This window comes from Streptomyces sp. NPDC001617 (assembly GCF_053596855.1).
The window spans coordinates 116,566-140,404 of the sequence record NZ_JBSFHA010000009.1; the positions used below are offsets into that span (position 1 = coordinate 116,566).

Consider the following 23,839-nt stretch of genomic DNA (forward strand, 5'->3'; position numbering starts at 1 on the left):
GTCTCGACGTACGTCCGCTGATCACCCATCGCTTTCCGCTGGAGCGGGCCGAGGAGGCCCTCGCGGTCGCCGCGGACCCGTCGAGCGGAAGCAGCAAGGTCATGCTGCGGCTGGCCGCAGAGGTACAGGAGTCCTGAGTGTCCGTTCCCTCGCGGCCTTCGCGTGCCGCCGACCTCGTCTTCGAACCGGTCGGTGCGGGCGATGCGTTCGCGGCGGTTACCTGGCCGGTGTGCTGGAGGGCCGCGACGAGATCGATCGCCTCCTCGCTCAGTCCGTGTACGGCCTCATGAACACTACGAACTGGTAACGCACAACAACTGCACAGGGGTCGGCATGGTCTGGGCCACCATGAAGATCTCTTTCCTGCTGCACAACGCCTACGGCATCGGAGGCACCATCACCACCACCTTCAACCTGGCCCACGCACTGGCCGAACGGCACGAGGTGGAGATCGTCTCCGTGCTGCGGCACCGGGAGCACCCGAATCTCGCGCTGGGCCCGAGGGTGTCCTTACGTCCGCTGGTGGACCTCAGGGAGGAGAGGGAGCACCCACTTCATCTGCGGCCGGCCAGGGTGTTCCCGAGCGCCGAGTACCGCTACCGGCAGTACAGCGAGTTGACCGACCGACGGATAGCCGAGTGCCTCGCCGCCACCGACGCCGACGTGGTGATCGGCACCCGGCCCGGGCTCAATGTGCATCTCGCGCTGCAGACCCCGCGGCACGTCGTGCGCATCGGACAGGAACACCTCACCCTGGACAACCATCCGCCGCGGCTGCGGCACACGCTGCGCCGGGCCTACCGCGGACTGCACGTACTGACCACCGTGACCGAGGCGGACGCCACCGCGTACCGCCGCAAGATGCGGCTTCCCGGCGTACGGGTGAAGGCCCTGCCGAACAGCGTTCCCGACCCCGTGCTCCCGGCCGCGGACGGCACCGCGAAGGTGGTCGTCGCGGCCGGCCGGCTGGTCCCGGTGAAACGCTACGACCTGCTCATCGAGGCGTTCGCGCTGGTGGCCGCCGAACACCCCGACTGGCAGCTGCGCATCTACGGCAAGGGCGAGCAGCACGACCGGCTGCGGCAGCTCGTCATGGACCTCGGCCTGTGGAACAACGTCTTCCTGATGGGCGCGGCCACCCCCATGGAGGCCGAGTGGGTCAAGGGCTCCATCGCCGTGGCCGCCTCCAACTTCGAACCGTTCGGCATGACCATCGTCGAGGCGATGCGCTGCGGCCTGCCGGTGGTCAGCACCGACTGCCCGCACGGCCCCGGCGAGATCATCGAGGACGGGGTGGACGGCCGACTGGTCCCGGTCGGGGACCGTGACGCGCTGGGCGCGGCCCTGCTCGAACTGGTCCGTGACGACGAGGGGCGCCGCCGCACGGGCCGGGCGGCCCTGGACAACGCCCGACGGTTCGCTCCCGGGCCGGTACTGGAACAGGCCGAGCGCCTGATCGAGGAGGCGCTCGCGGCGAGGAGCGCGGGACACTCCGTCGTACGGGAACGCCCGCCGGTGTTCCGGTCCCTGGCGAGCCGCGGTTTCGCCGTCCGCGACGCGGCGTTCACCGCGGCCGGCACCGCGCGCCGTGCGCTGCGCAGGGGGCAGCGATGACCGCGGGGCAGGGGGCGGAGCCGCGCCTCGACTGTGTGGTCGACGCCGACGGCGGGACGACCTTCGAGCTGCCGCCGGGACCGGACGAGGAGCAGCGGTTGCTGCTGCGCCTGCGCCCGAAGAAGGGGCAGCCCGAGAAGGTCCGCCACGTCCTCGACCTGCTGCCCGCCGACGAGGGGCGCCGACGGGCCGTCCTGAGTGAGGACCTCTTTCTCGCGGAGGGCCGCTGGGACGTGTACCTGCTGCGGGCGCCGGACTCCGGGCGACAGCGGCTGCGCCCCGGCCTGCGCGACCTGCGGGCCCTGGTCGAGGGCCACCTGCGTGACCGGCCGTCACCGCTGGCGGTCCGGATCCCCTACGTCACCAAGGACGGCTACCTCACGATCCGCACCTGGCTGCGCGCCGCCCACGCGGAGGTCGAGGCCGTCGACGTCACGGACCGGGCGGCGACGGTGACGGCCCGGCTGCACGGAGCGGGGCTCCTGCCGGGAGCGACCGTCCGTCTGCGCCTGCGGGGCCACCGCGAGACCGTACACACCGTCTCCCTGCGGGCCGGGGACGACGGCCGCGCCTTCTCGTTCGCCCTCGACTACGAGGAGTTGGCCACCAGGGCCGGTGTCTGGGACGCCTTCGTCCAGCCGTCGCCGGACGCCCCGCCCATCCGGATCGCCCGTCTCCTTGACGACGTGGCGAACCGCAAGGGGGTGTTCGTCTATCCGCCCGCCACGGTCGGCGACGCGGTCCTGCGCCCCTACTACACGGTCGACAACGACCTGTCCGTGGAAGTGGCTCAGGACGGCTGATGCACCGCGCAGCACCCGTCCCTCCGCATCAGCCGCCCCAGCTCCAGCCAGTCGTCCTCGGCCGCGACCGTTCGCCGGGCGGTCGGCTCGAAGGCCTTCACCAGTTCCTCGGTGGTGTACGGCACTCCACCCCGCAGCACGGCGACCGTACGGACGAGCGAGGCGAAGTCCGTGAAGGGATCGCCGTCGACCACGGTCAGGTCCGCCAGCTTGCCCTCCGCGACCGTGCCGAGGTCGCGGTCGAGGCCGAAGAGACGGGCCGGCAGAACGGTTGCCGTGCGCAGGGCCTGGGCCGGGGAGAGGCCCCCGCGGTGCAGGGCGCGCAGACCGAGGTGGAGGGAGAGGCCGACGGGGACGAGGGGCTGGTCCGTGCCGAGGGCGACGGTCCCGCCGGCGGCCAGGATGCGCCGGTAGATGTCGGTCTCCGTGCGGAGGGTGGCGAGTTGGGCCGGGGTGGGCGGGACGCCGGCCGACTGTGTGACGGCGGCGCTGTCCCACGGCGGCATCACCACCGTGACCCGGGGGTCGTCGGCGAGGGCGGGGTCCGCGCCGAGGAGGGGCGCGGCGGTGAAGGGCGTGGCGATCATCGAGAAGTTCACGCCGTACGCGGTGTAGATCTCCACGACGTCCTGGTAGGCGCGGCCTGTTGCCGTGACGGCGTGCCCGAACTCGGCCCGCTGGGTGGCCTGCAGATGGGTCGTCAGGTCCTGGCCGAGCTGGACGCCGGGCGAGAGCAGATGCCCTCCGCTGCGCACGCCGAGCCGCTCGTGTGCGAAACGTGCGGCCTCCTCCATCACCCAACCGGGCGCCCGCACATACGTCTTGACGAAATCCCAGTCCAGGGCCGCACCCCGCTCCAGCGAGCGGCGCAGCCCCGCCCGGGTCCGGTGGGCGCGGCCCATGCTGTAGGCGACACGGGCCCCGTCGAGGAGTTCGCCGGTGCTCAGCAGCCGGGGCCCGGCGAGCTGTCCGGCGGCCACCGCCTCGCGGATACGGGCCTGTTCATAGGCGAACCCACCGAGGGAGACGGCCGTGGTGATGCCGTAGGTGAGCTGGCCGACGGTCTGGCGGCCGCCGTAGGTGCTCTGCCAGGGGTGGGTGTGGGTGTCCCACAGGCCCGGCACCACGGTGCGCTCCGAGGCGTCGACCCGGCGGAGCGTCGCCCGGCGCCCGGACCGGTGCGGCTCGACTGCCGTGATACGTCCGCCGCTTGCGACGACGTCGACGTCGTCGCGGGTGGTCTCACCGGTGCCGTCCCACAGCCGTCCGGCGTGCACGACCACGTCGGCGGGGGTGGGTCTGTGCGCGTCGAGGGGAACACGGACGGTACGGGCGTTGCCGCCGTCCACGTCGATGAGCCGCAGTCGGCCGGCGGAGAGGTACAGCAGGGTCGTGGAGTCGGCGGACCAGGAGGGGTGGTCGGCCGGTTCGGCGACGAGGGTGCGCAGGGCGCCGCGCGGGGTGCCGTCGGGGTCGACGGGCAGCAGGCACAGGGCCGACTCGACGATCACGGCCATCCAGCGGCCGTCGGGCGACCAGACGGGCCCGGAGTCGTACCGGTCGGCGATCGAGGTGTGGGGTGCCACGGGGTGGAGGCGGTCGGTGCCGGTCGTCGTGTCGACGATCCGGACGAGGTTGTAGCCCTCCCGGAAGCGGGAGTTGAGGCGGTTGCGGTCGCAGAGGGCGACGTGGCGGCCGTCCGGTGACCAGCTGGGGCGGCCGGGCAGGCCGCCGCCACCGAGGGGCGCGGCCAGGACGCGTTCCTCGCCGGACACCAGGTCGCGGACGAGGAGCTTGCCGGTCAGGTCGAGACAGGCGAGCCGTCGCCCGTCGGGCGAGAGCGCCGGGTGCACCCGGCCGCCGGTCGCGAGCGCGGTCTCCTCGCCGGTCGCGAGGTCGTGCCGGTACACGCCGAGGAGTCCGTCGCGGTCGTCGGCGTGGACGAGCGACCGCCCGTCGGGTGCCCAGGCGGGGCCGAGCAGATAGCGGGTGGCGGGCGCCCTGTGCAGTCGCCGCGGCGGACGCCCGCCCGAACTCCCGGCCAGCCACAGCGAGTTGAGGGCCGCGAACGCGATCTGCCGACCGTCGGGCGAGAGCGTGGGCAGGTGGATGCCGCGCACCGGACGGGTGCGGGCCTCCCCGAGGTCGTACGCCTTGGTCCGATATCGCGGGCGTCGCACGGGGAGCGCTCCCTCGAAGGGGATGGTCTCCCGCTGCTCCGGCTCGTCCGGTCGTACGAGGGTGAAGGCGCCGTCGAGCGTCAGGAGCAGCTCGCCCTCGGGCGTCCAGCGCGGGGGCACCGGGGCGATGTCGCCGGTGATCGCGACGGGATGGCCGTCGACGACGAGGGTGCCGGCGGCGTTCGGCGCGGCCGTGGTGCGCAGGTGGGCCAGGCGGCCGTCGGGGGCGAGGGCGGGGGTCATGACCTGCGCGGCCTCGGTCTCGGTGTACCGGACGGTGACCGGGCCGCCGCCGTCGGCGGGGACGGCGGCGATCGTGCGGGCCTCCACGGTCAGTCCCAGGGCGGTGGTCACGGTCTTTGCGCGGACGAACAGGACGTGCCTGCCGTCCGGCGACCAGGTGGGGTCGTAGTCCTCCCACGGGTTGTCCTGCAGGGGGCCGTCCTGGCCGGTCAGGCCGGTGACGCGGATGATGCGGCCCGTGGCCAGGTCGAGGACGTGGATGCGGTACGGGCTGCCGGTGACGGGGTCGCCTCCGCGTTCGGAGGAGAAGGCGAGCCGGGTGCCGTCGGGCGACCAGGACGGGCCGCGGTCGTCCCAGCGGCCGTCGGTGCGTCTGCGCAGGTCGGAGCCGTCGGGGCGGACGGTCCAGAGGTGGAAGCCGCCGTCGCGGTACGCGCAGAAGGCGACGAGGTCGCCGTCCGGGGAGTGGGTGGGGCGGCCCGGTTCGAGGTCCGGCGGGGTCAGGGAGCGGGCGGAGCCGCCGGCCCGGGGCAGGGACCAGAGGGTGCCCTGCACCTCGGCGATCAGGCGGTCTCCGGTGGGGGCGAGGCTGGCCGAGCCGTTGGTGGCCCGGGTGAACGTCAGGGTCGACGCGCCGGTGCGTGGTCGTGCCACCGCCGCGGGAACGGCCGTACCCAGGAGGGGCACGGTGCCTGCGGCGGCGAGGAGTTGACGGCGGGTCGGACGGAAGGTGGGGCTCCAGTCACGGTCCATGGCAGTACACCCTGGTGCACCGACAGCCCCGGACGCAACAAGCCGTGCAGTTTCGAACACGCAGGGTGACCAGGGGATTTCGCTACAAGTTCCGAAATTATTCGTGACGGGCGGGCCACGCCCCCGCAACACGGCCTTCGTAGCTTCGCTGTCAGCAATATCGCTGCTTTCCCGCGAAATCCCCCAGGAGCCCCCGATGTCCCACCCCTCCAGACGCGGTGCCCTGAAGCTGACCGCCGGCCTGGCGCTCCTCGGCGCCTCGGCCCTGACCGGCTGCGGCCGTGGCACGGAGACCGCGTCCGCCAAGACCTCCGCCACGCCCATCGGCACCGCCCCGGCCACCGGCACCCTCGACGTCTGGGCCGCCCAGGGCGACGCCGACGTGCTGAACAAGGTGATCAAGCCCTTCCAGGCCGCGAACCCGAAACTGACCGTGAAGTTCACGCTGATCCCGAACGCCGAGTACTACACCAAGCTCCAGTCGGCGATCGCGGCGGGCAAGGGACCGGACGTCGCGCAGTTCTTCCCGGAGTCGCAGGCGCAGTTCCTGGACCCGTCGATCCTGCGGGCCGTGCCGGACGGGCTCGTCGACTCGGGGAGCTTCTTCAAGAGCCTGTGGGACGCCGGTGTGGTCGGCGACGTGGCCTACACCGTGCCCTGGTACGCGTACACGTACGCGCTCGTCTACCGCTCCGACCTCGCCAAGAAGGCGGGCGTGAAGGCGCCGACCACGTGGGACCAGATGGTGCCGTTCCTCAAGGCGCTCCAGGGCGCGGGCGCCGGGCACGGGCTCGGGGCCGACATCGGCTGGGACATCTTCAACGGCCAGGACGTCGCGATGTACGCCTGGCAGGCGGGCGGCTCGCTGCTGTCCGGCGGCAAGTGGACCCTGGACACTCCGGCGATGGCCGACGCGCTGAAGTACAACGCGTCGTTCTTCACCGCCAGGACGGCCGACACCAGCGGGCCGACCTTCCTCGACGCCCAGCCGTACTTCGTCTCCGGCAAGACGGCTTCGATGATCACCGGACCCTGGGTGATCGGTCAGCTCGACACCGCCGCGAAGAAGGACGGCTGGACGGCGTCCCATGTCGCCACCGCGCCGCTGCCGGCCGGCCCGTCGGGCAGCGTCTCCTTCTCCGCGGGCGGTACCTGGGGCGTGCTCGCCGACGGCGGGAACGCGGACGCGGCCTGGAAGTTCGTCCGGTACCTGGCCAAGCCGAGCACGCAGGTCGCGCAGTACAAGGCGTACAGCTCGCTGCCGGCCGTCGTGTCCGCCTGGGACGACCCGGCCATCAAGGGTCAGCCGCTGCTCGACGCGTTCCTCACCCAGCTCAAGAACACACGCGCCTTCCCTCAGGTGACCACCTGGCAGCAGGTCGCCACCCGGCTGGGCAAGGAGACGGAGGCCGTCGCCAAGGGCACGGAGAGTGCGGCGAAGGCGGCCGCGAACGTGCAGGCATACGCCGAGAGTCTCGGCACGGGAGCGAAGTGAGGACCCGCCGGACGGCCGTCGCCTGGCTGTTCCTCGCGCCCTTCACGGTGCTGTTCCTCCTCTTCACGGCGATCCCCACCGTCTCGGCGCTCGGCTTCAGCCTCACCGACCTGCGGGGCACGGACCTGCGCCATCCGTTCGCGGTGAACTTCACCGGCGTGGAGAACTACGTCCGCCTCTTCCAGGACGACGGCTTCCTGCGGGACATCCTCAACACGGCGGTGTTCGTGGCCGTGGGTGTACCGCTGACCATGGGCGTCGGCTTCGCGCTCGCCCTGGTGCTCGACTCCGGCATCCGGCGGCTGCGCGGCGCCTTCCGCACGGTGTTCTTCGCGCCGGTCGTCACCAACGTCGTGGCGGTGGCGCTGATCTGGCGGTACGCCTTCAACGAGAACGGCACCGTCAACAAGGTCCTCGGCGCCGTCGGCCTCGCCGGGCCGAACTGGCTGGACGACCAGCACCTGGCCATGCCCGTGGTCATCGCCCTCGGCGTCTGGCGCAACTTCGGCACCGCGATGGTGCTGTTCCTCGCCGGGCTGCAGGCGATCCCGCGGGACGTCCACGAGGCGGCATCCCTCGACGGGGCCGGCCCATGGCGGCAGTTGAGGCACATCACGCTGCCGATGCTGATGCCGACCACCCTGATGGTCTCCGTGCTGCTGACCGTCTTCTACCTCCAGGTGTTCGACGAGCCGTATCTGCTCACCAACGGCGGCCCGCTCGGCTCCACCGAGTCGGTCGCGCTGTACACCTACCACCAGTTCGGGGTGGGCGAGTTGGGCGTCTCCTCGGCCGCGTCCTTCGTGATGCTCGTCCTCGTCGCCCTGGTGAGTGTCGTCCAGTTCCGACTGCTGAGGCCCCGCTCATGACCGCCGTAGCCGCGTTGCAGAACGCCGAACCGACCACCGCGCGCAGGGCGCTACGCCGCCGCTCGCTCTCCCAACCCCTGCTGTACGGCGCACTGTTGCTGTGTGCGCTGCTCTCCCTGGTGCCGTTCGTCTGGGTGCTCAGCGGCTCGCTGCGCAGCCTGGACGAGATCCGCTCCGACCCCGGCGCGTGGCTGCCGCACCACATCACGTTCGACAACTTCACCCGACTGTTCCGGACGCAGGGTTTCGGCCGGTTCCTGGTCAACAGCGTCGTTGTCGCGGTGCTGGTGGTCGTGGGCAACGTGGTGGCCGCCTCGGCCGCCGGATACGCCCTGGCCAAGCTGGAGTTCGCGGGCAAGCGGCTCGCGTTCGCGGCGGTCATGGCGGCGATGATGGTGCCGGTCACCTCGGTGTTCATCACGCAGTTCGTGATCACCGTCGACCTGGGACTCGCGGACACCCTCACCGGTATCGCGCTGCCGTCCATGGCGCTGCCGCTCTCGGTCTTCATCATGCGGCAGTACGCGCAGTCGATCCCCGACGAGCTGCTGGAGGCGGCCCGGATCGACGGCGCGGGTGAGTTCCGGATCTTCTTCCGGATCTTCCTGCCGCTGGCCGGTCCCGCGGTCGCGACGATCACGATCATGTCGTTCCTGTACTCGTGGAACAACTTCATCTGGCCGCTCATCGTGGCCCAGAGCATGTCGAGTTACACGCTCCCGGTCGGCCTCGCCGCCACCAGTCAGGCGGCGGCCCATGTCACCGACTACGGCCTGATGCTGGCCGGTGCGATCGTCGTGATGCTGCCGGTGCTGGTGCTCTTCCTGTTCCTGCAGCGGTACTTCGTGCAGGGCGTCGCGGGGACGGGGATGCGGTGACGGGCACGGACGTGGTGCGGGCGCCCGCGGGCACGGTCGTCGGCCGTCGGTCCGGACGGGTGCGGCGCTTCCTCGGCATCCCCTACGCCCAACCGCCCACCGGGGCACGGCGGTTCGCGGCCCCGGTCCGGCGAGGCCGGTTCCCGGAGCCGTACGACGCGACACACCACGGCGCGACGTCGCAGGTCGTGCCGCTGTTCGAGACGACGACGATCCCGGAACCGTCCATGCCGGGCGAGGACGTGCTGAACCTGGGCGTCGTCGCCCCGGTCGGCCGGGAGGCCTGCCCGGTCCTGGTGTGGGTCCACGGCGGCGGCTTCCTCGGGGGAAGCCCGGCGAGCCCCTGGTACGACGGGCGCTCCTTCGCCCGTGACGGGGTCGTCACCGTGACGGTCGGATACCGACTGGGCGTGGACGGGTTCGCCCCGCTGGACGGCGTACCCACGAATCTGGGGCTGCGCGATCTGCTGCTCGCGCTCGACTGGGTGCGGGACAACATCGCCGCGTTCGGCGGTGATCCGGACCGGGTCACCCTCGCCGGACAGTCGGCCGGGGGCGCAGCGGTCCTGGCACTGCTCTCGTCACCGGCCGCCGAGGGGCGCTTCCGACGGGCGGTCAGCCTGTCCGGCGGGTTCTTCGAGGTGGCGCCGGCCACCGCCCGTGGTTTCCTCGAACGGCTCGGCGACAGACTCGCCGTGCCGCCGACGCGCGACGGGTTCGCGCGCCTCGGCGTGGAGCAACTGCAGTGGGGGGTCAGGGAGTCGCGCGACGACGAGGCCCTCGTGCTCGGGCCCTGCGTAGGCGACGACGTCCTGCCGGTGCCGATCGCCGACGGGCTCGCCGCGCACGGGCACGACATCCCCCTCCTCCTCGGCGCGACCGGCGACGAGTTCGACGGCCCCACCCCATCGCCCGCCGCCCGCGCCACCGGCACCCGCCTCACCGACACCCTCTTCCGCGCCGCCTGCCCCCGAGCGGCGGCAGCCCGCCGCTGCGCCCCCGCCGGCACCTGGCTGTACTCCTTCGAATGGCCCTCCCCCACCACCGGAGGCGCCACGCACTGCCTCGACATCCCGTTCTTCTACGACGTCCTCGACGCACCCGGCGTCCCCCCAGCCCTCGGCACCGCCCCACCCTCGGAGCTGGCCACGCTGATGCACGCCGATCTCGTCGGCTTCGTCCACGGCGAGGACCCGTCCTGGGCACGCGCGACCGGCGGCCTCGGGGACCCGGCCCGCGAGTACGGCCGCCCCGGTGCGCCGCCGGTGACCGACACCACCGGCGTGTTCGATCCCGTCGTACGGACGGCGGCGGAGGCGTGCTGATGTCCGGGATGAACCAGAGTGCGGTACGACGGGTCAACACCTCAGTGATATTGCGGGCGTTGGCGGTCTCCGCCGGACCGCTGAAGCTCACCGCGCTGGCCGAGCGGACGGGTCTCTCGCGCCGCACCATCGAGCTGATCCTCGACTCCCTCGTCGAGGCCGGCTGGGTGGCCGAGCTCGACCGCGTCCCCACCAGCGGCAGCGCGGGCCGCCCCGCCCGCCGCTATGAACTGCGCGCCGAGCACGCCCTGTTGGCAGCCGCGCAGATCAACACCGAGTACGCGTCGGCGGTCGTCGCCGACGTGCGCGGCCGGATCGTCGGCCGGGCCCAACGGCCCTTGCGGACCTACCAGGATCCGCAGGTCACGCTCGACGACGTGGCGGAACTCGTGGGCGAGGCGTTGAAGGAGGCGGGCGGGTCGCCGGAGCGGCTGCGTGCCGGTGCGGTCGCGAGCGGTGGTGCGATCGACGACGACGGGATGGTACGGCGCCTGGTGCACACCACGCGCTGGGAAGGCGTCCGGCTGCCGGAGGAGCTGGCCCGGCGGGTCCGGGTGCCGTGGTTCGCGGACAACGACTCCAACCTCGGTGCGCTGGCCGAACGCTGGCGGGGCGTGGCCGCAGACCACGACAACGTCGTATGGGCGGTCCTCGGCAACCGGACCGGCCTCGGCATCCTCATCCGGGGTGCCGTGCACCGAGGGCTCGACGGGGCCGCCGGTGAGATCGTCGAAGCGGTGTCGATGCCGACCGGTTCGGTGGAGCACCGCCCCGTGGCCTGGCTGACCTCGCCGGAGCCGGAGCGCCGCAGTGTCGCGCTCGGCCGTTTCGAGGCAGCGCGGGCCGGTGACGCGGTCGCGCTCGCGGAGGTCGACGAGTTCGTGGAGAACATCGCGTCCATCCTGACCACTCTGTCGTGGACCGTCGCACCCTCGCTCATCGTGCTCGGCGGCGGACTGGAAGCCGCGGCCGACGTCCTGCTGCCCCGCGTCCACGCCGCACTGCGCGCCGCCCGCACCCCCGCCGTCGAGCTGCGGGCCAGCGCTCTGGGCGCCGACGCCCCGCTCGTCGGCGCCGTCAAACTGGCCCTGGACCGCATGGACACCGAGCTGTTCGGCCCCCTGGGCCCGAGCCACCCCCACCTACGGAGTCTCACGTGACCCACACCTCCCACACCGACGTCCTCATCGTGGGCAGCGGCATCATGGGAGCCGCCGTGGCCCGGCTGCTGCGGGAGACCGATCCGGCGCTCACCCTCACCATGGTCGACGCCGGCGCCCCGATCGGCGCGGTCCCCGGACGGCATCTGCACGACCTCGACGACCCTGCCCTGTGGGCGCGCTACAACGAACAGGTCGCCACCGGCGTCCAGGGCATGTACACGGGCGCGGAGGTGGTGCGCGAGGTCCCCGACACACTCACCGGCCTGCCGCCCGGCATGTATCACGCGCTCGCCTTCGGCGAGGACGCCGAGTCGATGCCTCGGGCGGCGCTCGCGTGGAACACGGGAGGCATGGGAGTGCACTGGACGGCCGCGGCGCCCTGGCCGGCCGGGGACGAGGTGTTCGACTTCGGCGACCCGGAGCGCTGGGCGGCGGACCTGCACACGGCGCGCCGGCTGCTCGGGGTCACCCCCGCCGCGATCGGCCCAACCGCGGTCGGGCAGCGGGTACTTGACGTCCTACGGCGGCGCTACCACGGTGTCGGGCCGGACGACCGCCGGCCGCAGCCGATGCCCATGGCCGTCACCGCGACCGCGTCCGGCAGCATGCCGCGCACGGCGCCGGGGACGATCTTCCCGCCGATCGCCACGGGCGGGGACCCGGCGTTCACGCTCGTCACCGGCACCCTCACCACCTCGCTGCTCGTCTCCGAGAGCGGCCGGATCCATGGCGCCCGTCTGCGCCGGGTGGCCGACGGCGTCGAGTCGGAACTGCTCGCGGACACCGTCGTGGTGTGCGCGGACGCGCTGCGCACCCCGCAGCTGCTGTTCGCCTCGGGCATCCGCCCGCCCGCGCTGGGCAGGTACCTCAACGAGCACGCCTTCATCAGCGCCCGCGTCCTGCTCGACCTGGACCGGTTCGGCCTCGACCTGGAGGCGCTGCCGCTGCCGCGCCCCGGCGAGTTCAGCACCGACTCCCTCTGGCTGCCGCCCAACGGGACCGCGCAGCCGTTCCACGGCCAGATCATGAACCGGACGTACGTCGACGAGGACGGCCGCCCTCTCGCCCACTCCGTGGGCCTCTCGCTGTACGCGCCGGTCGAGTCCCGCCCCGAGAACCGGCTGGTCTTCTCGGAGTCGCGGACCGACCTGGCCGGGATGCCCCGCATCGGCGTGGAGTTCGGCCACTCCGACGCCGACCGTGCGCTGATCGGACGAGCGCTCGCCGAAGTCCGGTCGCTGGCCGAGGAGTTCGGCCCCTTCGACCCGGAGACGGAGAGCGCCCTGCTCCCGCCCGGCTCCTCGCTGCACCTGACCGGCACGGTCCGCACGGGTGCGGACGACGACGGCACCAGCGTCTGCGACCCCGACGGACGGGTGTGGGGCTACGACAATCTGTACCTCGCGGGCAACGGAGTGATCCCCACGGCGATGGCCGCCAATGTCACTCTGACCGGTACGGTGACGGCCGTCCGGGCCGCTCGTGCCGTCACCGCACGCAGGACGGCAACCGCCGTGCACCGACAGGAAGTTGGCACATGATCGACATAGCGAAGGAATACCGCGTCTCGCTGCCGGCGTGGATCGACGACGAGTTGGCCGACGTACCGGCCGTCATCGCCGACCGCGAGGACCGGATGCGCCTGGTCCACCGGCTGGCCGACCGCAACTGGCGCGAGGGCAACGGCGGTCCGTTCGCGGCGCTCGTCGCCGAGCAGGAGAGCGGGCGGATCGTCTCGGTCGGCGTGAACGTCGTGCTCGCCTCCGGCGTGTCCAGCGCGCACGCCGAGGTCCTCGCGCTCGGCCTGGCCCAGACGGCGACCGGCAGCTGGGACCTGGGGGGCGAGGGGATGCCGGGGCACGAGCTGGTCGTCAACTGGCGTCCGTGCGTGCAGTGTTACGGCGCGACCATGTGGTCCGGGGTGCGCGGTCTGGTGGTGGCCGGCGAGGGGCCGGAGCTGGAGGAGATCACCACGTTCGACGAGGGGCCGGTCCGCGAGGACTGGGCGGAGCAGTTCGAGGTACGCGGCATCCACGTCGTGGGGGATGTGCTGCGGGACGAGGCCCTCGCGGTGTTCCGCAACTACCGGGAGGCTGTCGACGCGGGCAAGGTCGACGTCTACAACGCCCGTGGAGGCTCCGAGTGACCCCGCGTTTCGCCACGGATGTCATCACCTTCTACCACCCGGAGTTCTGGGGGCTCGACTCCGCCGCCGCCCTGCGCTCGTGGGCCCGCGACCACCCCGGGACCTTCTGGGACCGGGTGATGGACGCGCTCGCCGAATCCGGTGTCACCGGGCTGGAGTTGACCTTCCCGCCGGGCGACATCGACTCGGTGCTGCGGGCGTTCGGCAGCGCGGACGCGTTCCGCCGGGAACTCGCGGGCCGTGGCCTGTCCTTGGTGAGCGCCTTCATCGCGGACAGCGACGCCCCCGACTGGCGACAGGGCGACAACGTGCCGGCGATCGTCGCCGACGCCGAGCGGCGCGCCGCGTTCCTCGCCGAGGCCGGGGCGGAACTCCTGGTCGCCGGACTCCCTATGCGGCAGACGTTCGGGACACGCCCGCCCTTCTTCGTCGACGCCGCCTACATGACCCGTATGGCCGACATCGCACACGTCGTCGGCGAGGCCGTGGCGCACCACGGGGTGAGGCTCACGCTCCACACCGAGTCCAACAGCACGCTCTGGTACGAGCGGGACATCGATCTGTTCATGGCGCTCACCGACCCGCGCTACGTCTGGTTCTGCCCCGACTCCTGCCACATCGCGCTCGGCGGCGGCGACCCCGTGGCCGTGGCCCGTCGCCACGCGCCGCGCATCGCCCTGGCGCACTGGAAGGACGCGGTCGGACCGATCGACGTGGAACTCACTGTCGACGAGACGGTCTTCGCTCAACAGCAACCCTACATGGCCGAGTTGGGCAAGGGCATCGTCGACTGGCAGGGCTGGGCGGACGCGATGTCGCGCACGCCCGGCACCGGCACCGTCCTCGTCGAACTGGACGAGGCGGTCGATCCCGTCGCCGCGCTGCGAGCCGGGACGGCGGTGGCGAGGGCAGCGCTGGGTTGACCGGGGCCCCGCTGCGAGCCGGCGGGAGGCCGGAAGGACTAGGAATCGAGAAACTCGCCCAGTCCGGTCAGGAACCGGTCGACGTCCTCCGCGTTGTTGTACGGCGCGAGACCGATCCGCAGGCCGCCGGTGTCGCCGAGACCGAGCCGGCGGGACGCCTCGATCGCGTAGAAGGACCCGGAGGGCGCGTGGACGCCGCGCCCGGCGAGGAAGCCGTAGGCGTCGACCGTGCTGTGCTCCCGGAAGGTCAGCAGCAGGGTGGGCGTGCGGTCGGCGGCCCTCGAGTGGACGGTGATGCCGTCGAGCGAGGACAGGCCCTTGTCGAGCTGTGTGCGCAGGGTCTGCTCATGCGCTTCGAGCGCCTCGAAGGAGGCGGCGAGCCGCCGGCGTCGGGTGCCCGTGGCGCTCGTGTCGAGGCCGGCGAGGAAGTCGACGGCGGCGCGGGTGCCGGCCAGGAACTCGTAGGGCAGTGTGCCGAGTTCGAAACGCTCCGGGACCACGTCGGTGGAGGGCAGCAGCTTGTCCGGCCACAGCGTCTCCAGCAACTCCGGCCGGGCGGCGAGGACTCCGTGGTGCGGGCCGAGGAACTTGTACGCCGAGCAGACGAAGAAGTCCGCCCCGAGCCGCTCCAGGTCGACCAGCGCGTGGGCGGCATGGTGGACACCGTCGACGTACACCAACGCGCCGACCTCGTGGGCGAGTCGGCAGATCCCGGGGATCGCGGGGCGCGTGCCGATCAGGTTGGAGGCGGCCGTGACGGCGACCAGCCGGGTGCGCTCGGAGAGCACGGAGCGGATGTCGTCGAGGGTCAACTCCCCCGTGGCCGGGTCGAAGTCGGCCCAGCGCACGGTGGCACCGGCCCGCTCGGCGGCCTGCACCCAGGGCCGGATGTTGGCGTCGTGGTCCAGCCGGGTCACGACCACCTCGTCGCCCGGCGACCAGGACGTGGCGAGGGTGCGGGAGAAGTCGTACGTGAGCTGGGTGGCACTGCGCCCGAAGACGATCCCGGACGGGTCGGCTCCGAGGAGGTCGGCCAGGGCCAGCCGGGTCCCGGTGACGATGGCCTCGGCGTTCCGCTCCCCCGGCGCGTTGTGCCCCCTGTTCGACAGCGGGTTCGCCAGTGCGTCGGCGATCGCCTCGATGACCGGTCGGGGCGTCTGGGTGCCACCGGGGCCGTCGAAGTGGGCGACTCCCGCGTCGAGGGCGGGGAACTGGGAGCGGAGAGCGTTGATGTCATACGTCACGAGCTGCTCCTCGGGGCCGTCCTTGTGGGTTCTCCAACGGGTCCAAGCCTGTCACGGGGCTGCGCGGACGCCTGCCCCGGACTCACCGGTCCCACAGCACGTGCAGCGTGGGCGGCTTGCGGAAGACCAGGCCCTGCGGCGTCGCGGGGTGCTCGGGGTCGAGCCGCAGGGCGGGGAGCCGGCCGAGGAGGCCGCGGAGGGCGACGCGGGTCTCCAGACGGGCCAGGTGGGCGGCGATGCAGTGGTGCGGGCCGTGGGCGAAGGCGAGTTGGAGGCGCGCGTTCGCGCGGCGGACGTCGAAGCGGTCCGGATCCGGGAAGACGGCGGGGTCGCGGTTGGCGCCCGCGAGGGAGACGGTGACCAGGTCGCCCCGGCGGATGGTGGCCGGGCCGAGATCGGTGTCGCGGGTGGCGTACCGGTCCACGACCATCGCGCCGGGTTCGAGGCGCAGCGACTCCTCGATCGCGCCGTCGAGCAGGTCGACGTCGGCCTGCACCAGGGCGAGTTGGTCGGGGTTCCGGAGCAGGTGGAGCAGGGCGTTGGTGATCATCGCCTCGGTGGTCTCGATACCGCCGAACATCATCACCGCGGCGTTGGAGGCCACCTCGGACGGCGTCAGCCGCTCGGCTGCCGAGACCAGGAGCGAGCGGGCACCCCGGTCGGCGAGGGTGGCCTCCACGGCGGCCCGCAGCTGCGCGTAGGCCGCGGCGCCCGCAGGGCCCGCCTCCTGTCCTGCGGTGATGTCCGAGACGGCCCGCACGATGGACTCGTACCAGTCGAGCACGGTGTCCGCGTCGGTGCCGACCAGCCCGAGCGCCTCCGTCACGACGGCGACCGCGAGCGGGGCGGCGAGGGTACGGCGCAGTTCGGCGGCGCCGGCCGGTTCCAGCGCGGTGACGAGCCGGTCGGTCTCCCGCTCGACGAAGGCCGCGAAGCCGTCGTGCACCGCGCGGGGCCGGAAGGGCGCGGCGAAGGGGTCGCGGTGACGGGCGTGCGCGTCGCCGTCCAGGGAGAGCATGCTCGGTCCGACGACCTGGGCGGTGGAGAAGCGGGGGTCGTCGACGGTGAAGGCCACGGCGTCCCGCATCACGCTCAGCGCCAGGTCGCGGCGGGTGACCAGCCAGCCGTCCAGCTCCGGCAGCCAGGACACGGGTTCGCGCGCCCGCAGCAGTGCCAGTCGCGGGTGCGGGTCACGGGCGAGTTCGTCGAGCGTGGTGGCGGCGCCGAGCGGGAATGCGTGCACGCCACAGGCTAACGCTCCCGGCCGGAGCCGCCCGCTGAGGGGCGCGCTCGCCCTCGGCCGAGGCGTACAGGTCGACCCGGGCGAACCCACGCTCCTGGAACCAGTCCAGCGAGCACTGAGCGCCGACCGGCGTACTTCACGGCAGCCGCTCGACGGTACGGGTCGCGCATCCCCCGTCAGGCCGTGTCCGCCGCCGCGGTGGTCGGCGCCTGTGCGCCCGTCGTGCCGAAGCGGATGCCCTTGGCCTCCTTGCCGACCGCGCTCAGGACGATCACCGCGACCATGGCGGGTACCACGGTCCAGGCGATCGCCGATGGGTAGCCGTGGCGTTCGGCGATGGCCTCCTGGATCGGGAGGTTGAGGGCGGCGATGAGGTTGCCGAGCTGGTAGGTGACGCCGGGATAGAAGCCGCGGATCGCGTCCGGGCTCATCTCGGTGAGGTGCGCGGGGATGACGCCCCAGGCGCCCTGGACGCACATCTGCATCAGGAAGGACGAGAGCATCAGCCAGCCCACCTGCGTGGACAGGACGAAGAAGGGCACCACGACCAGGCCCGCGGCCGCCGCGATCATGATCGTACGGCGGCGGCCCAGCCGTTCGGAGTAGGCGCCCAGCACCATGCCGCCGATGATGGCGCCGACGTTGTAGACCACGGCGATGGCGATCGAGGTGTCCGGGGAGAGGCCCAGGCCCTTCTTGACGAAGGTCGGGTAGACGTCCTGGGTGCCGTGGGACAACCAGTTGAAGGCGGTCATCAGCGCGACCAGGTACACGAAGCGCTTCAGCACCACCGGGTTCTTGAACACCTGGTAGGCAGGGGTGCGGTTGAGCCGGACGCTCTTCTCCCACACCTCGCTCTCCTCCACCCGGGTCCGCACCCAGAGGGCTACCAGAGCGGGCACCAGACTGAAGGCGAACAACCCGCGCCAGCCGAAGGCGGGTTCGACGCCGAAGAACGCCACGGCGGCGAGCAGGTACCCGAGCGAGTAGCCGCTCTGCAGCAGCCCGGACCAGAAGCCGCGCCGCTCGGCCGGGATCTTCTCCATGGCGAGCGCCGCGCCCAGGCCCCACTCGCCGCCCATGCCGATGCCGTACAGCAGGCGCAGTACCAGCAGCACGGCGTAGTTCGGGGCGAACGCACAGGCGAAGCCGACGATCGAGTAGAAGACGACGTCGACCATGAGCGGAACCCGGCGGCCTTTGCGGTCGGCCCACATCCCGAAGAGCAGAGCGCCGACCGGCCGCATCACCAGCGTGGCGGTGGTGAGGAAGGCCATGTCGGTGAGCGAGACGTCGAAGTCGTCGGCGATCTCGCTGTAGACGAGAACGACCAGGAAGTAGTCGAAGGCGTCCATCGCCCAGCCCAAGTAGGCGGCGACGAAGGCGTTGCGCTGGTCCTTGGTGAGTCCTGCTGCCTGTTCCCGGACGGTTTTCAGCATCCCAGCCCTCCCACGGTTCCGCGGGTGAGGCTAGGTGCGGTGGAAGGGCGGGGACAACGTGTGCACCGGCAAAGATCACACCAAAGCCGCCCGGGAACATCGAAGGCGGTACCGATCCAGGTCGGCACGGACATCCCGTCCTCACTCCACAAGCCTTCCGGGCCGGATCCCGCACCGCTGGAGGTCGGTCATGCGCAACGCGGTTCAGCCGGTCAACGGCGTCCACCGGATCCGCGTACTGCACAGGGAGACCACGGCCGCCGCTGCCGCGACCACCGCCAGGCCCCACACCAGGCTGCTCGCGTTGGCCACGAACCCGATGAGGGGTGGCCCGGCCAGCAGGCCCGTCGTGCCCATCGCGGCGACCAGGGCCAGCGCCTGCGAGCCCTGTTTCGCCGCGGCCACGTAGACACAGGGGGTCACGGCCGCACAACCGAGTCCGACACAGGCGAACCCGATGAGGGCCGCCACCACTCCCCCACTCACCAGGGCGAAGGCCAACCCGGCGGCGGCCAGTGCGCTGCCGAGCAGGACGACGCGTCCGTCGCCCCAGCGGCTGCGCCAGCCGTCCGCGAAGAGCCGGGCCACCACCATCATGCCGGACACCACGGCGATGCCCGTCGGCGCCAACTCCGCCGAGGCCTTGGCGACTTCGCGCAGATAGAGGGCGGACCAGTCGTTCATGGCTCCCTCGGTCACCGTGCCGAACGCCATCGCACAGCACATCCAGAGTGTGATCCGGGACGGGAGGCTCCATCCGGTGCGGCTCTTGTTCTGTCGCGCCTCCGCGGGAGCCTCGTCCTCGAGCAGACCGGTGCGTGCCACAGCGGCCAGCAGGACGAGGACCACGGCAGCCACGCCGAAATGGGCCGCGACGGAGGAGGTCGCCGCGGTCATGCCGGAGGCGAGCAGCGCCGCGAGCAGGGAACCGGCGCTGAAGGTGGCGTGCAGCCGGGCCATGGCGTTGCGTTCGTGCCGGGTCTCCAGCGCCGTTCCCTGCGCGTTCATGGCCACGTTCAGGCATCCCACGCACACCCCGTCGGCCACCATGACCAGCAGGGCGACCGGATAGTCCGGTGCCGCGGCGAGTGCCAGAAGCAGCAGGGTCAGGCAGAGGGCCGACAGCAGCGCCAGCCGCGCCGAGCCCAGCCGCTTCACGAGCACCGGCACCAGGGGGAAAGACGCCACCGCGCCGATGCCGGCCGCCATCAGCAGCACCCCCACCTCGGCCGCGGTCAGCCCGAGGTCCGCCTTGATGGCGGGGATGCGCGCGGCCCAGGTGGCGTACTGGAAGCCGAGGGAACAGAACAGCGCGGCGATGGCCAACTGGCCGCGGTGGAAGGGGTCATGGACAGGGAACACGTACATCAACTCGCTTCGTCGACTCGGCCATCGCCTTGGACATGTAGACGGCGTTCGCGCCGTAACCGTCCGGGGAGATCCCCGGATACGCGTGGAAACCGCGCGCCGACCAGAACGGCTCGGTGCGCCCGACCGCGATCAGCGAGATCCGCTCGAACCCGCGCGAACCGGCGGTCAGGGTCAGGTGGTTGAGGAGCCGCAGTCCCCATCCCCGGCCGCGCAGGCGCTCCTCGACGACGATGTCGTGCAGATGCAGATTCCGCGGAGTGCGGGCGGGGCGCGAGGGCATCGTCGGCTGCCCCGCCCGCGTAGGCACGGCCGGCTCCTCCGCCCGTTCGAGGTGCGGGTATCCGAAGGGCGGATACGGCAGTGCCAGCAGGTACCCGGCCGGCTGTGCGCCGACGTCCAGGACGAAACAGGTGTCCGGCGAGGCGTCCGCCCTGGACCGCAGGGCCGCGCGCCCCTCCGAGAGGCCGAGTTCCGCGTAGGTCCGGGATTCCATCGCCACGATGGCGTCCCAGTCGGTGTCGGTGATGTGGCGTATGTGTACGCCGTCGCCGCCGCTCACGGGCGTCCTCCGCCGACGCAGGTGTACGGGAGCGGGGCGAAGCCGTTGAAGCCCTGGGTCGTGTAGCTGATCGCGTAGGCGCCGCTGGCGAGCACCCAGACGGGATCGCCGGAGGCCAGGTTCCGGGGGACGTGCACGAGGCCGTGTCCCCGCGGGTAGGCGTCGTCGCTGTCGCAGGTGGGACCCGCGAGGACGGCGGGGACGTACTCGGCGTCGGGGTGGGTGGGGAAGACGAGCGGGTACTGCAGGGCGTCCATCTCGTAGAGGCCGTTGAACTTGCCGCAGCTCAGATAGAGCCAGTACTGGCGCTCGCCGTCGGGGCCACGCCGCTCGGCGAGCCGGGCCACATGGGCCCGGACGGCCCCGTGGTCGGCGACCAGGTGGCGCCCGGGTTCCATGACGAACCGGAGGTGTTCGCCGTGGACTTGCCTGAGGTGGCGCATGCCCTCGCGGATGACGGCGAAGATCTTGTCGAGGGGAGGGTCCAGCGGCATGCCGTGCCGGTCGAGGTATCCGAGGGCCGGCAGTCCGCCGCCGAGGTTGACGTGGTCCAGGACGATCCCGTGCCGCCCCAGGGCGGTCAGGACGTCCGCCAGGCACTCGACGGCGCTGTGCCAGGCGTCGGCCGTCATCTGCTGGGAGCCGACGTGCACGGACAGACCGGAGGGTGTGAGGCCCATGTCCGGCGCCGCCCGCAGGATGCGCACGGCGTCCTCGGGTGTGCAGCCGAACTTGTCGCTGAGGCCCCACAGTGCCCCTTCACCGCTGGTCGCCAGTCTGCAGAACACGCGGGCCCCCGGGGCGTGGGCCGCGATCGCCGCCAGGTCCTCCCTGCTGTCGGTCGCGAAGTCCCGCACGCCGAGGCGGTGGGCGTCGGCGATGTCCCGGTCCGACTTCACGGTGTTGCCGTAGTGCGTCCGGCCGACCGGCACGCCCGCGCGCAGCGCCTGCTCCAGTTCGCGGGGGCTCGCCCCGTCGACTCCGCCGCCCCTCCCGGCGAGGCAGGCGAGCACCTCGTCCACCGGGCACGCCTTCATGGCGAACCGCACGGCGACGCCCGGCAGTTCACGCTTCAGTGTGTCGTAGCGGTCTTCGATCCCGGTCAGATCGAGGACGATCCGGTCCGCGGTCGCGCCCTCCAGTGCGGCGAGCAGTGGCGCGGACCCGTGCGTCATGGGCGCCGTCACGGTCGCTGCCCGGACGTCGGGGCTACGGCGGTCAGCGCCGCCGACCGCACCAGCGGCTCCCAGGCCTCCACCAGCAGGGCGAAGTCCTCGATGTCGCCGCGCGCTTCGTCGAGGAGCCGTGCGCGACGCTGCCGCAGGAGGTCGGCGAACTCGGCGTATCTGCCGCCCAGTCGGCGGTACGCGGCGTCGAGGACGTCCAGCCGATGGACGTTCTCGCTCCGGTCGAGCCCCGCGCTCTCCCTCGCGAGCAGGGCCACGACCGACGCGCGCACCTGCCCCCGTTCGTCGAGCAACGAGCCACCGGATCCGGCCATTTGCTCGTAGACGAAGTTGAAGTAGAGCATCGACAGCAGGAACTTGACGAAGCGCAGCTGGTACGCCGTGAAGCCGGCCTCGGTGCGGCGTTCACCGGTGTAGAAGTTGACGATGTTCCGGTTGTGCAGGACGCCCGGCAGTGCGGCGTCGTGGACCAGGTGGATCAGGAAGTAGTCGCTGCCGATCGTGTCGGTGGCGGGCGGCAGGGGCACCTGTTCGTGCACGCCGTGGAAGGCGATGTTGCACATGTCCACGCGCATGGGGTCGACGACGGTGAGTGTGGAGTGGTCCCCGGTGAAGGGGTCCGTGCCCGCGCCCCGGAAGGACTCGTCGACGAGTTGCCTCTTCCGCTCGTCGGACCAGTGGACGGGCGCCCAGAGACCGACCATGTCGTGGTAGACCTCGGGGTCGATCCGGAGTATCTCGCCGATGTCCACGGACAGTTCACCGACGAAGGAGCTGCCGACCATCGCGACCCTCCGGCTCATGTGCTCGGCGGCCAGTGCGGTCTCGGTGACGTGGTGTGCGGCGTCGGCCGCGGGCCTGCCGAGCGACAGCAGCTCGTGGTGGACGGGGAAGACTGTCTCGCCGTTCACGACCTGGTAGCGGCTGTCGGAGTCCCGGCGGTGGACGGACTCGCAGCCGAGCGCGGCGGCGAGGAGGAAGGCGCGGTTGGTGCAGGCGCCGTAGGACACACCGGCCGGGAGCATCAGCTCCAGCAGGAGGTCGGGCTTCACCGCCCCGGCCCGGTCGATCACCCGCCGGAGGAAGTCCGACTGCCGTACCTCGTCGAGATGGTGGACGACGATGCGTGGATCGCGGGGTATGCGGCGCACGGCCTCGGCGTGCTCCGCGAACGCGGGCGCGGCGCAGGAGTCCAGGATCAGGAGGTGCACCTCGGTGTCGAAGTGCCCGGCGGCGTAGGCGGCTTCCTCCGCGACGGCCGCGATGGTCGCCGTGCAGGGCCTGTTGGTCGGCAGGGTCAGACAGATTCGGCGCATGTCTCTTCTCCCGCCGGCTCCTCAGTCTCGTCGAGGTCTGCCCCGCTCCAGGACGTGAGGCCCAGCAGCTTGGCGCCGAGTTCGTCGAGAGCGGCCCTGCCGTAGCGCAGGGACTCGTGTCGTACGGCGTCACCGAGCAGGGTCCCGTTCCAGTCCGGTGTGCTGAGCGTGCGCCATGAGTCGACGCGGGAACGCCGCAGGGTGTGGTGTGACTCCAGCGCCGGCATCATCGACAGGTACTGGACCGCGCGCACTTCGCCGTCCGAGGTGTTCGGCGCCACGCCGTGGGCGAGCAGGCCGTTGAAGATCAGCAGGTCGCCGGCCTCGAGTTGCGGTCGCACCACGGGGAACTCCGAGCGGTCGATCCTGGGCCGGATCGGGTCACGGTCGTCGGGCTGGAACGCCTTCCACTGGTCGAACCGCTTGAACAGTTCGGGGCAGCACTGGAAACCGCCGAGTTCGGGCCTGGTGTCGGTCAGGGCGATGATCCCCTGAACGCGCTGGGGCGGTATGCCGAGGGTGGTGTCGACGTCCCAGTGGAGCTCGATGTCGAAGCCCTCTTCCGTGCGCGGGATCAGGGCCCGGTCACGGTTCTTGATGTTGGGCGGGTTCAGGTTGAGCCGGTCGAGCGTCACCCACAGCTCTTCGCAGTCCCAGACGTCGACGAACGCGTCGTAGACCCGCCGCGTCTGGCGGCTGTCCCAGATGAGCTGGTGGTGGTAGGCCTCGACGAAGCCGTAGATGTGCAGTTCCCGGTCCAGGTCGGAGCGGTACTCGCGGTCCTCGTACCAGGTCTCCGGGCGCTCGGGGTCGAGCCCCTGGAACTCCCAGGCGAAGTCCAGCAGTTGTCGTGCGCGGGCGGCGGGGATCGCCTGCTTCACGACGACGTAGCCGTACGTCTGCCATAAGGCGAGGTCCTCCTCGGAGAGGACTCGCAGCGGGCGGGTCTTCTGCAGGTCCCGCAGGGGTGTCTGGGCGAGATAGGTCTCGCCGTCCGAGCTGAAGTAGGGGATGGCCGAAGGGGCTCGATGGAGATAACGGTCAGTCGTGGGCATAACGGTGCTCCACACCTCGTTCTCAGGTACCGG

At 71.8% G+C, this 23,839-nt stretch carries 19 protein-coding genes; 10 read left to right on the top strand and 9 right to left on the bottom strand.

Features of this window, described 5'->3' with window-relative positions; all coding sequences use genetic code 11:
- Positions 1 to 348 precede the first annotated feature (348 nt).
- Together ACWC09_RS10010 and ACWC09_RS10015 are read left to right on the top strand one after the other, a co-directional pair.
- Positions 349 to 1,614, top strand: a complete 1,266-nt coding sequence (locus ACWC09_RS10010; RefSeq protein ID WP_450850051.1) for a glycosyltransferase family 4 protein — start codon at positions 349 to 351, stop codon at positions 1,612 to 1,614.
- The gene (locus ACWC09_RS10015) at positions 1,611 to 2,417 is read left to right on the top strand and encodes a hypothetical protein (RefSeq protein WP_450850052.1); all 807 of its coding nucleotides are present in this window, start codon (positions 1,611 to 1,613) and stop codon (positions 2,415 to 2,417) included. Before ACWC09_RS10010 ends, ACWC09_RS10015 begins: the two co-directional genes overlap by 4 nt.
- Here the strand turns inward: ACWC09_RS10015 and ACWC09_RS10020 are convergent.
- Positions 2,405 to 5,593, bottom strand: a complete 3,189-nt coding sequence (locus ACWC09_RS10020) for an amidohydrolase family protein (protein WP_450850053.1) — start codon at positions 5,591 to 5,593, stop codon at positions 2,405 to 2,407. The genes ACWC09_RS10015 and ACWC09_RS10020 overlap by 13 nt on opposite strands.
- 196 nt (positions 5,594 to 5,789) lie before the next feature.
- Here ACWC09_RS10020 and ACWC09_RS10025 point away from each other — a divergent pair, with 196 nt between their 5' ends.
- Genes ACWC09_RS10025 through ACWC09_RS10060 form a run of 8 tightly spaced genes read left to right on the top strand, consistent with a single transcriptional unit; the run spans position 5,790 to position 14,392 of the window.
- Positions 5,790 to 7,088 carry an extracellular solute-binding protein gene (locus ACWC09_RS10025; RefSeq protein WP_450850054.1) on the top strand — a complete coding sequence of 433 codons (1,299 nt, stop codon included), beginning with the start codon at positions 5,790 to 5,792 and terminating at the stop codon, positions 7,086 to 7,088.
- A complete protein-coding gene (locus ACWC09_RS10030; protein ID WP_450850055.1) occupies positions 7,085 to 7,957 on the top strand; it encodes a carbohydrate ABC transporter permease in 873 nt (290 codons plus the stop codon). Before ACWC09_RS10025 ends, ACWC09_RS10030 begins: the two co-directional genes overlap by 4 nt.
- Positions 7,954 to 8,835 (top strand): carbohydrate ABC transporter permease, encoded by an 882-nt coding sequence (locus tag ACWC09_RS10035; RefSeq protein WP_450850056.1) that lies wholly within the window; start codon positions 7,954 to 7,956, stop codon positions 8,833 to 8,835. The genes ACWC09_RS10030 and ACWC09_RS10035 overlap by 4 nt, the downstream gene beginning before the upstream one ends.
- The gene (locus tag ACWC09_RS10040; RefSeq protein WP_450850057.1) at positions 8,832 to 10,160 is read left to right on the top strand and encodes a carboxylesterase family protein; all 1,329 of its coding nucleotides are present in this window, start codon (positions 8,832 to 8,834) and stop codon (positions 10,158 to 10,160) included. The genes ACWC09_RS10035 and ACWC09_RS10040 overlap by 4 nt, the downstream gene beginning before the upstream one ends.
- Positions 10,161 to 10,168: 8 nt before the next feature.
- The gene (locus ACWC09_RS10045) at positions 10,169 to 11,320 is read left to right on the top strand and encodes an ROK family transcriptional regulator (RefSeq protein WP_450850120.1); all 1,152 of its coding nucleotides are present in this window, start codon (positions 10,169 to 10,171) and stop codon (positions 11,318 to 11,320) included.
- Entirely contained in the window at positions 11,317 to 12,864 is a 1,548-nt protein-coding gene (locus tag ACWC09_RS10050; RefSeq protein WP_450850058.1) for a GMC oxidoreductase, read from the top strand. Before ACWC09_RS10045 ends, ACWC09_RS10050 begins: the two co-directional genes overlap by 4 nt.
- The gene (locus tag ACWC09_RS10055; RefSeq protein WP_450850059.1) at positions 12,861 to 13,469 is read left to right on the top strand and encodes a nucleoside deaminase; all 609 of its coding nucleotides are present in this window, start codon (positions 12,861 to 12,863) and stop codon (positions 13,467 to 13,469) included. Before ACWC09_RS10050 ends, ACWC09_RS10055 begins: the two co-directional genes overlap by 4 nt.
- Positions 13,466 to 14,392 (top strand): sugar phosphate isomerase/epimerase family protein, encoded by a 927-nt coding sequence (locus ACWC09_RS10060; RefSeq protein ID WP_450850060.1) that lies wholly within the window; start codon positions 13,466 to 13,468, stop codon positions 14,390 to 14,392. Before ACWC09_RS10055 ends, ACWC09_RS10060 begins: the two co-directional genes overlap by 4 nt.
- Positions 14,393 to 14,430: 38 nt before the next feature.
- Here the strand turns inward: ACWC09_RS10060 and ACWC09_RS10065 are convergent, their stop codons facing one another.
- From ACWC09_RS10065 to ACWC09_RS10100, 8 genes are all read right to left on the bottom strand, one after another.
- Positions 14,431 to 15,636, bottom strand: coding sequence for a cysteine desulfurase-like protein (locus ACWC09_RS10065; protein WP_450850061.1), 1,206 nt, complete (start codon positions 15,634 to 15,636; stop codon positions 14,431 to 14,433).
- Between the two features lie 82 nt (positions 15,637 to 15,718).
- Entirely contained in the window at positions 15,719 to 16,879 is a 1,161-nt protein-coding gene (locus ACWC09_RS10070; RefSeq protein ID WP_450850062.1) for a cytochrome P450, read from the bottom strand.
- A gap of 176 nt (positions 16,880 to 17,055) precedes the next feature.
- On the bottom strand, positions 17,056 to 18,318 hold the full coding sequence (locus ACWC09_RS10075; RefSeq protein ID WP_450850063.1) for an MFS transporter: 1,263 nt from the start codon (positions 18,316 to 18,318) through the stop codon (positions 17,056 to 17,058).
- Between the two features lie 204 nt (positions 18,319 to 18,522).
- Positions 18,523 to 19,686, bottom strand: a complete 1,164-nt coding sequence (locus tag ACWC09_RS10080; RefSeq protein ID WP_450850064.1) for an MFS transporter — start codon at positions 19,684 to 19,686, stop codon at positions 18,523 to 18,525.
- Positions 19,664 to 20,182 carry a GNAT family N-acetyltransferase gene (locus tag ACWC09_RS10085; protein WP_450850121.1) on the bottom strand — a complete coding sequence of 173 codons (519 nt, stop codon included), beginning with the start codon at positions 20,180 to 20,182 and terminating at the stop codon, positions 19,664 to 19,666. The genes ACWC09_RS10080 and ACWC09_RS10085 overlap by 23 nt, the downstream gene beginning before the upstream one ends.
- A 62-nt stretch (positions 20,183 to 20,244) precedes the next feature.
- Positions 20,245 to 21,423 (bottom strand): type III PLP-dependent enzyme, encoded by a 1,179-nt coding sequence (locus ACWC09_RS10090; RefSeq protein ID WP_450850065.1) that lies wholly within the window; start codon positions 21,421 to 21,423, stop codon positions 20,245 to 20,247.
- Between the two features lie 8 nt (positions 21,424 to 21,431).
- Positions 21,432 to 22,751, bottom strand: a complete 1,320-nt coding sequence (locus tag ACWC09_RS10095) for a DUF6271 family protein (RefSeq protein ID WP_450850066.1) — start codon at positions 22,749 to 22,751, stop codon at positions 21,432 to 21,434.
- Positions 22,733 to 23,806, bottom strand: coding sequence for a phytanoyl-CoA dioxygenase family protein (locus ACWC09_RS10100; RefSeq protein WP_450850067.1), 1,074 nt, complete (start codon positions 23,804 to 23,806; stop codon positions 22,733 to 22,735). The genes ACWC09_RS10095 and ACWC09_RS10100 overlap by 19 nt, the downstream gene beginning before the upstream one ends.
- Positions 23,807 to 23,839 lie beyond the last annotated feature (33 nt).

Coding starts and splice junctions, on each gene's coding strand:
- ACWC09_RS10010 (WP_450850051.1), top strand. CDS start 349: ATGAAGATCTCTTTCCTGCTGCACAACGCCTACGGCATCGGAGGCACC.
- ACWC09_RS10015 (WP_450850052.1), top strand. CDS start 1,611: ATGACCGCGGGGCAGGGGGCGGAGCCGCGCCTCGACTGTGTGGTCGAC.
- ACWC09_RS10020 (WP_450850053.1), bottom strand. CDS start 5,593: ATGGACCGTGACTGGAGCCCCACCTTCCGTCCGACCCGCCGTCAACTC.
- ACWC09_RS10025 (WP_450850054.1), top strand. CDS start 5,790: ATGTCCCACCCCTCCAGACGCGGTGCCCTGAAGCTGACCGCCGGCCTG.
- ACWC09_RS10035 (WP_450850056.1), top strand. CDS start 7,954: ATGACCGCCGTAGCCGCGTTGCAGAACGCCGAACCGACCACCGCGCGC.
- ACWC09_RS10045 (WP_450850120.1), top strand. CDS start 10,169: ATGAACCAGAGTGCGGTACGACGGGTCAACACCTCAGTGATATTGCGG.
- ACWC09_RS10055 (WP_450850059.1), top strand. CDS start 12,861: ATGATCGACATAGCGAAGGAATACCGCGTCTCGCTGCCGGCGTGGATC.
- ACWC09_RS10075 (WP_450850063.1), bottom strand. CDS start 18,318: ATGCTGAAAACCGTCCGGGAACAGGCAGCAGGACTCACCAAGGACCAG.
- ACWC09_RS10080 (WP_450850064.1), bottom strand. CDS start 19,686: ATGTACGTGTTCCCTGTCCATGACCCCTTCCACCGCGGCCAGTTGGCC.
- ACWC09_RS10085 (WP_450850121.1), bottom strand. CDS start 20,182: ATGGAATCCCGGACCTACGCGGAACTCGGCCTCTCGGAGGGGCGCGCG.
- ACWC09_RS10090 (WP_450850065.1), bottom strand. CDS start 21,423: ATGACGCACGGGTCCGCGCCACTGCTCGCCGCACTGGAGGGCGCGACC.
- ACWC09_RS10095 (WP_450850066.1), bottom strand. CDS start 22,751: ATGCGCCGAATCTGTCTGACCCTGCCGACCAACAGGCCCTGCACGGCG.
- ACWC09_RS10100 (WP_450850067.1), bottom strand. CDS start 23,806: ATGCCCACGACTGACCGTTATCTCCATCGAGCCCCTTCGGCCATCCCC.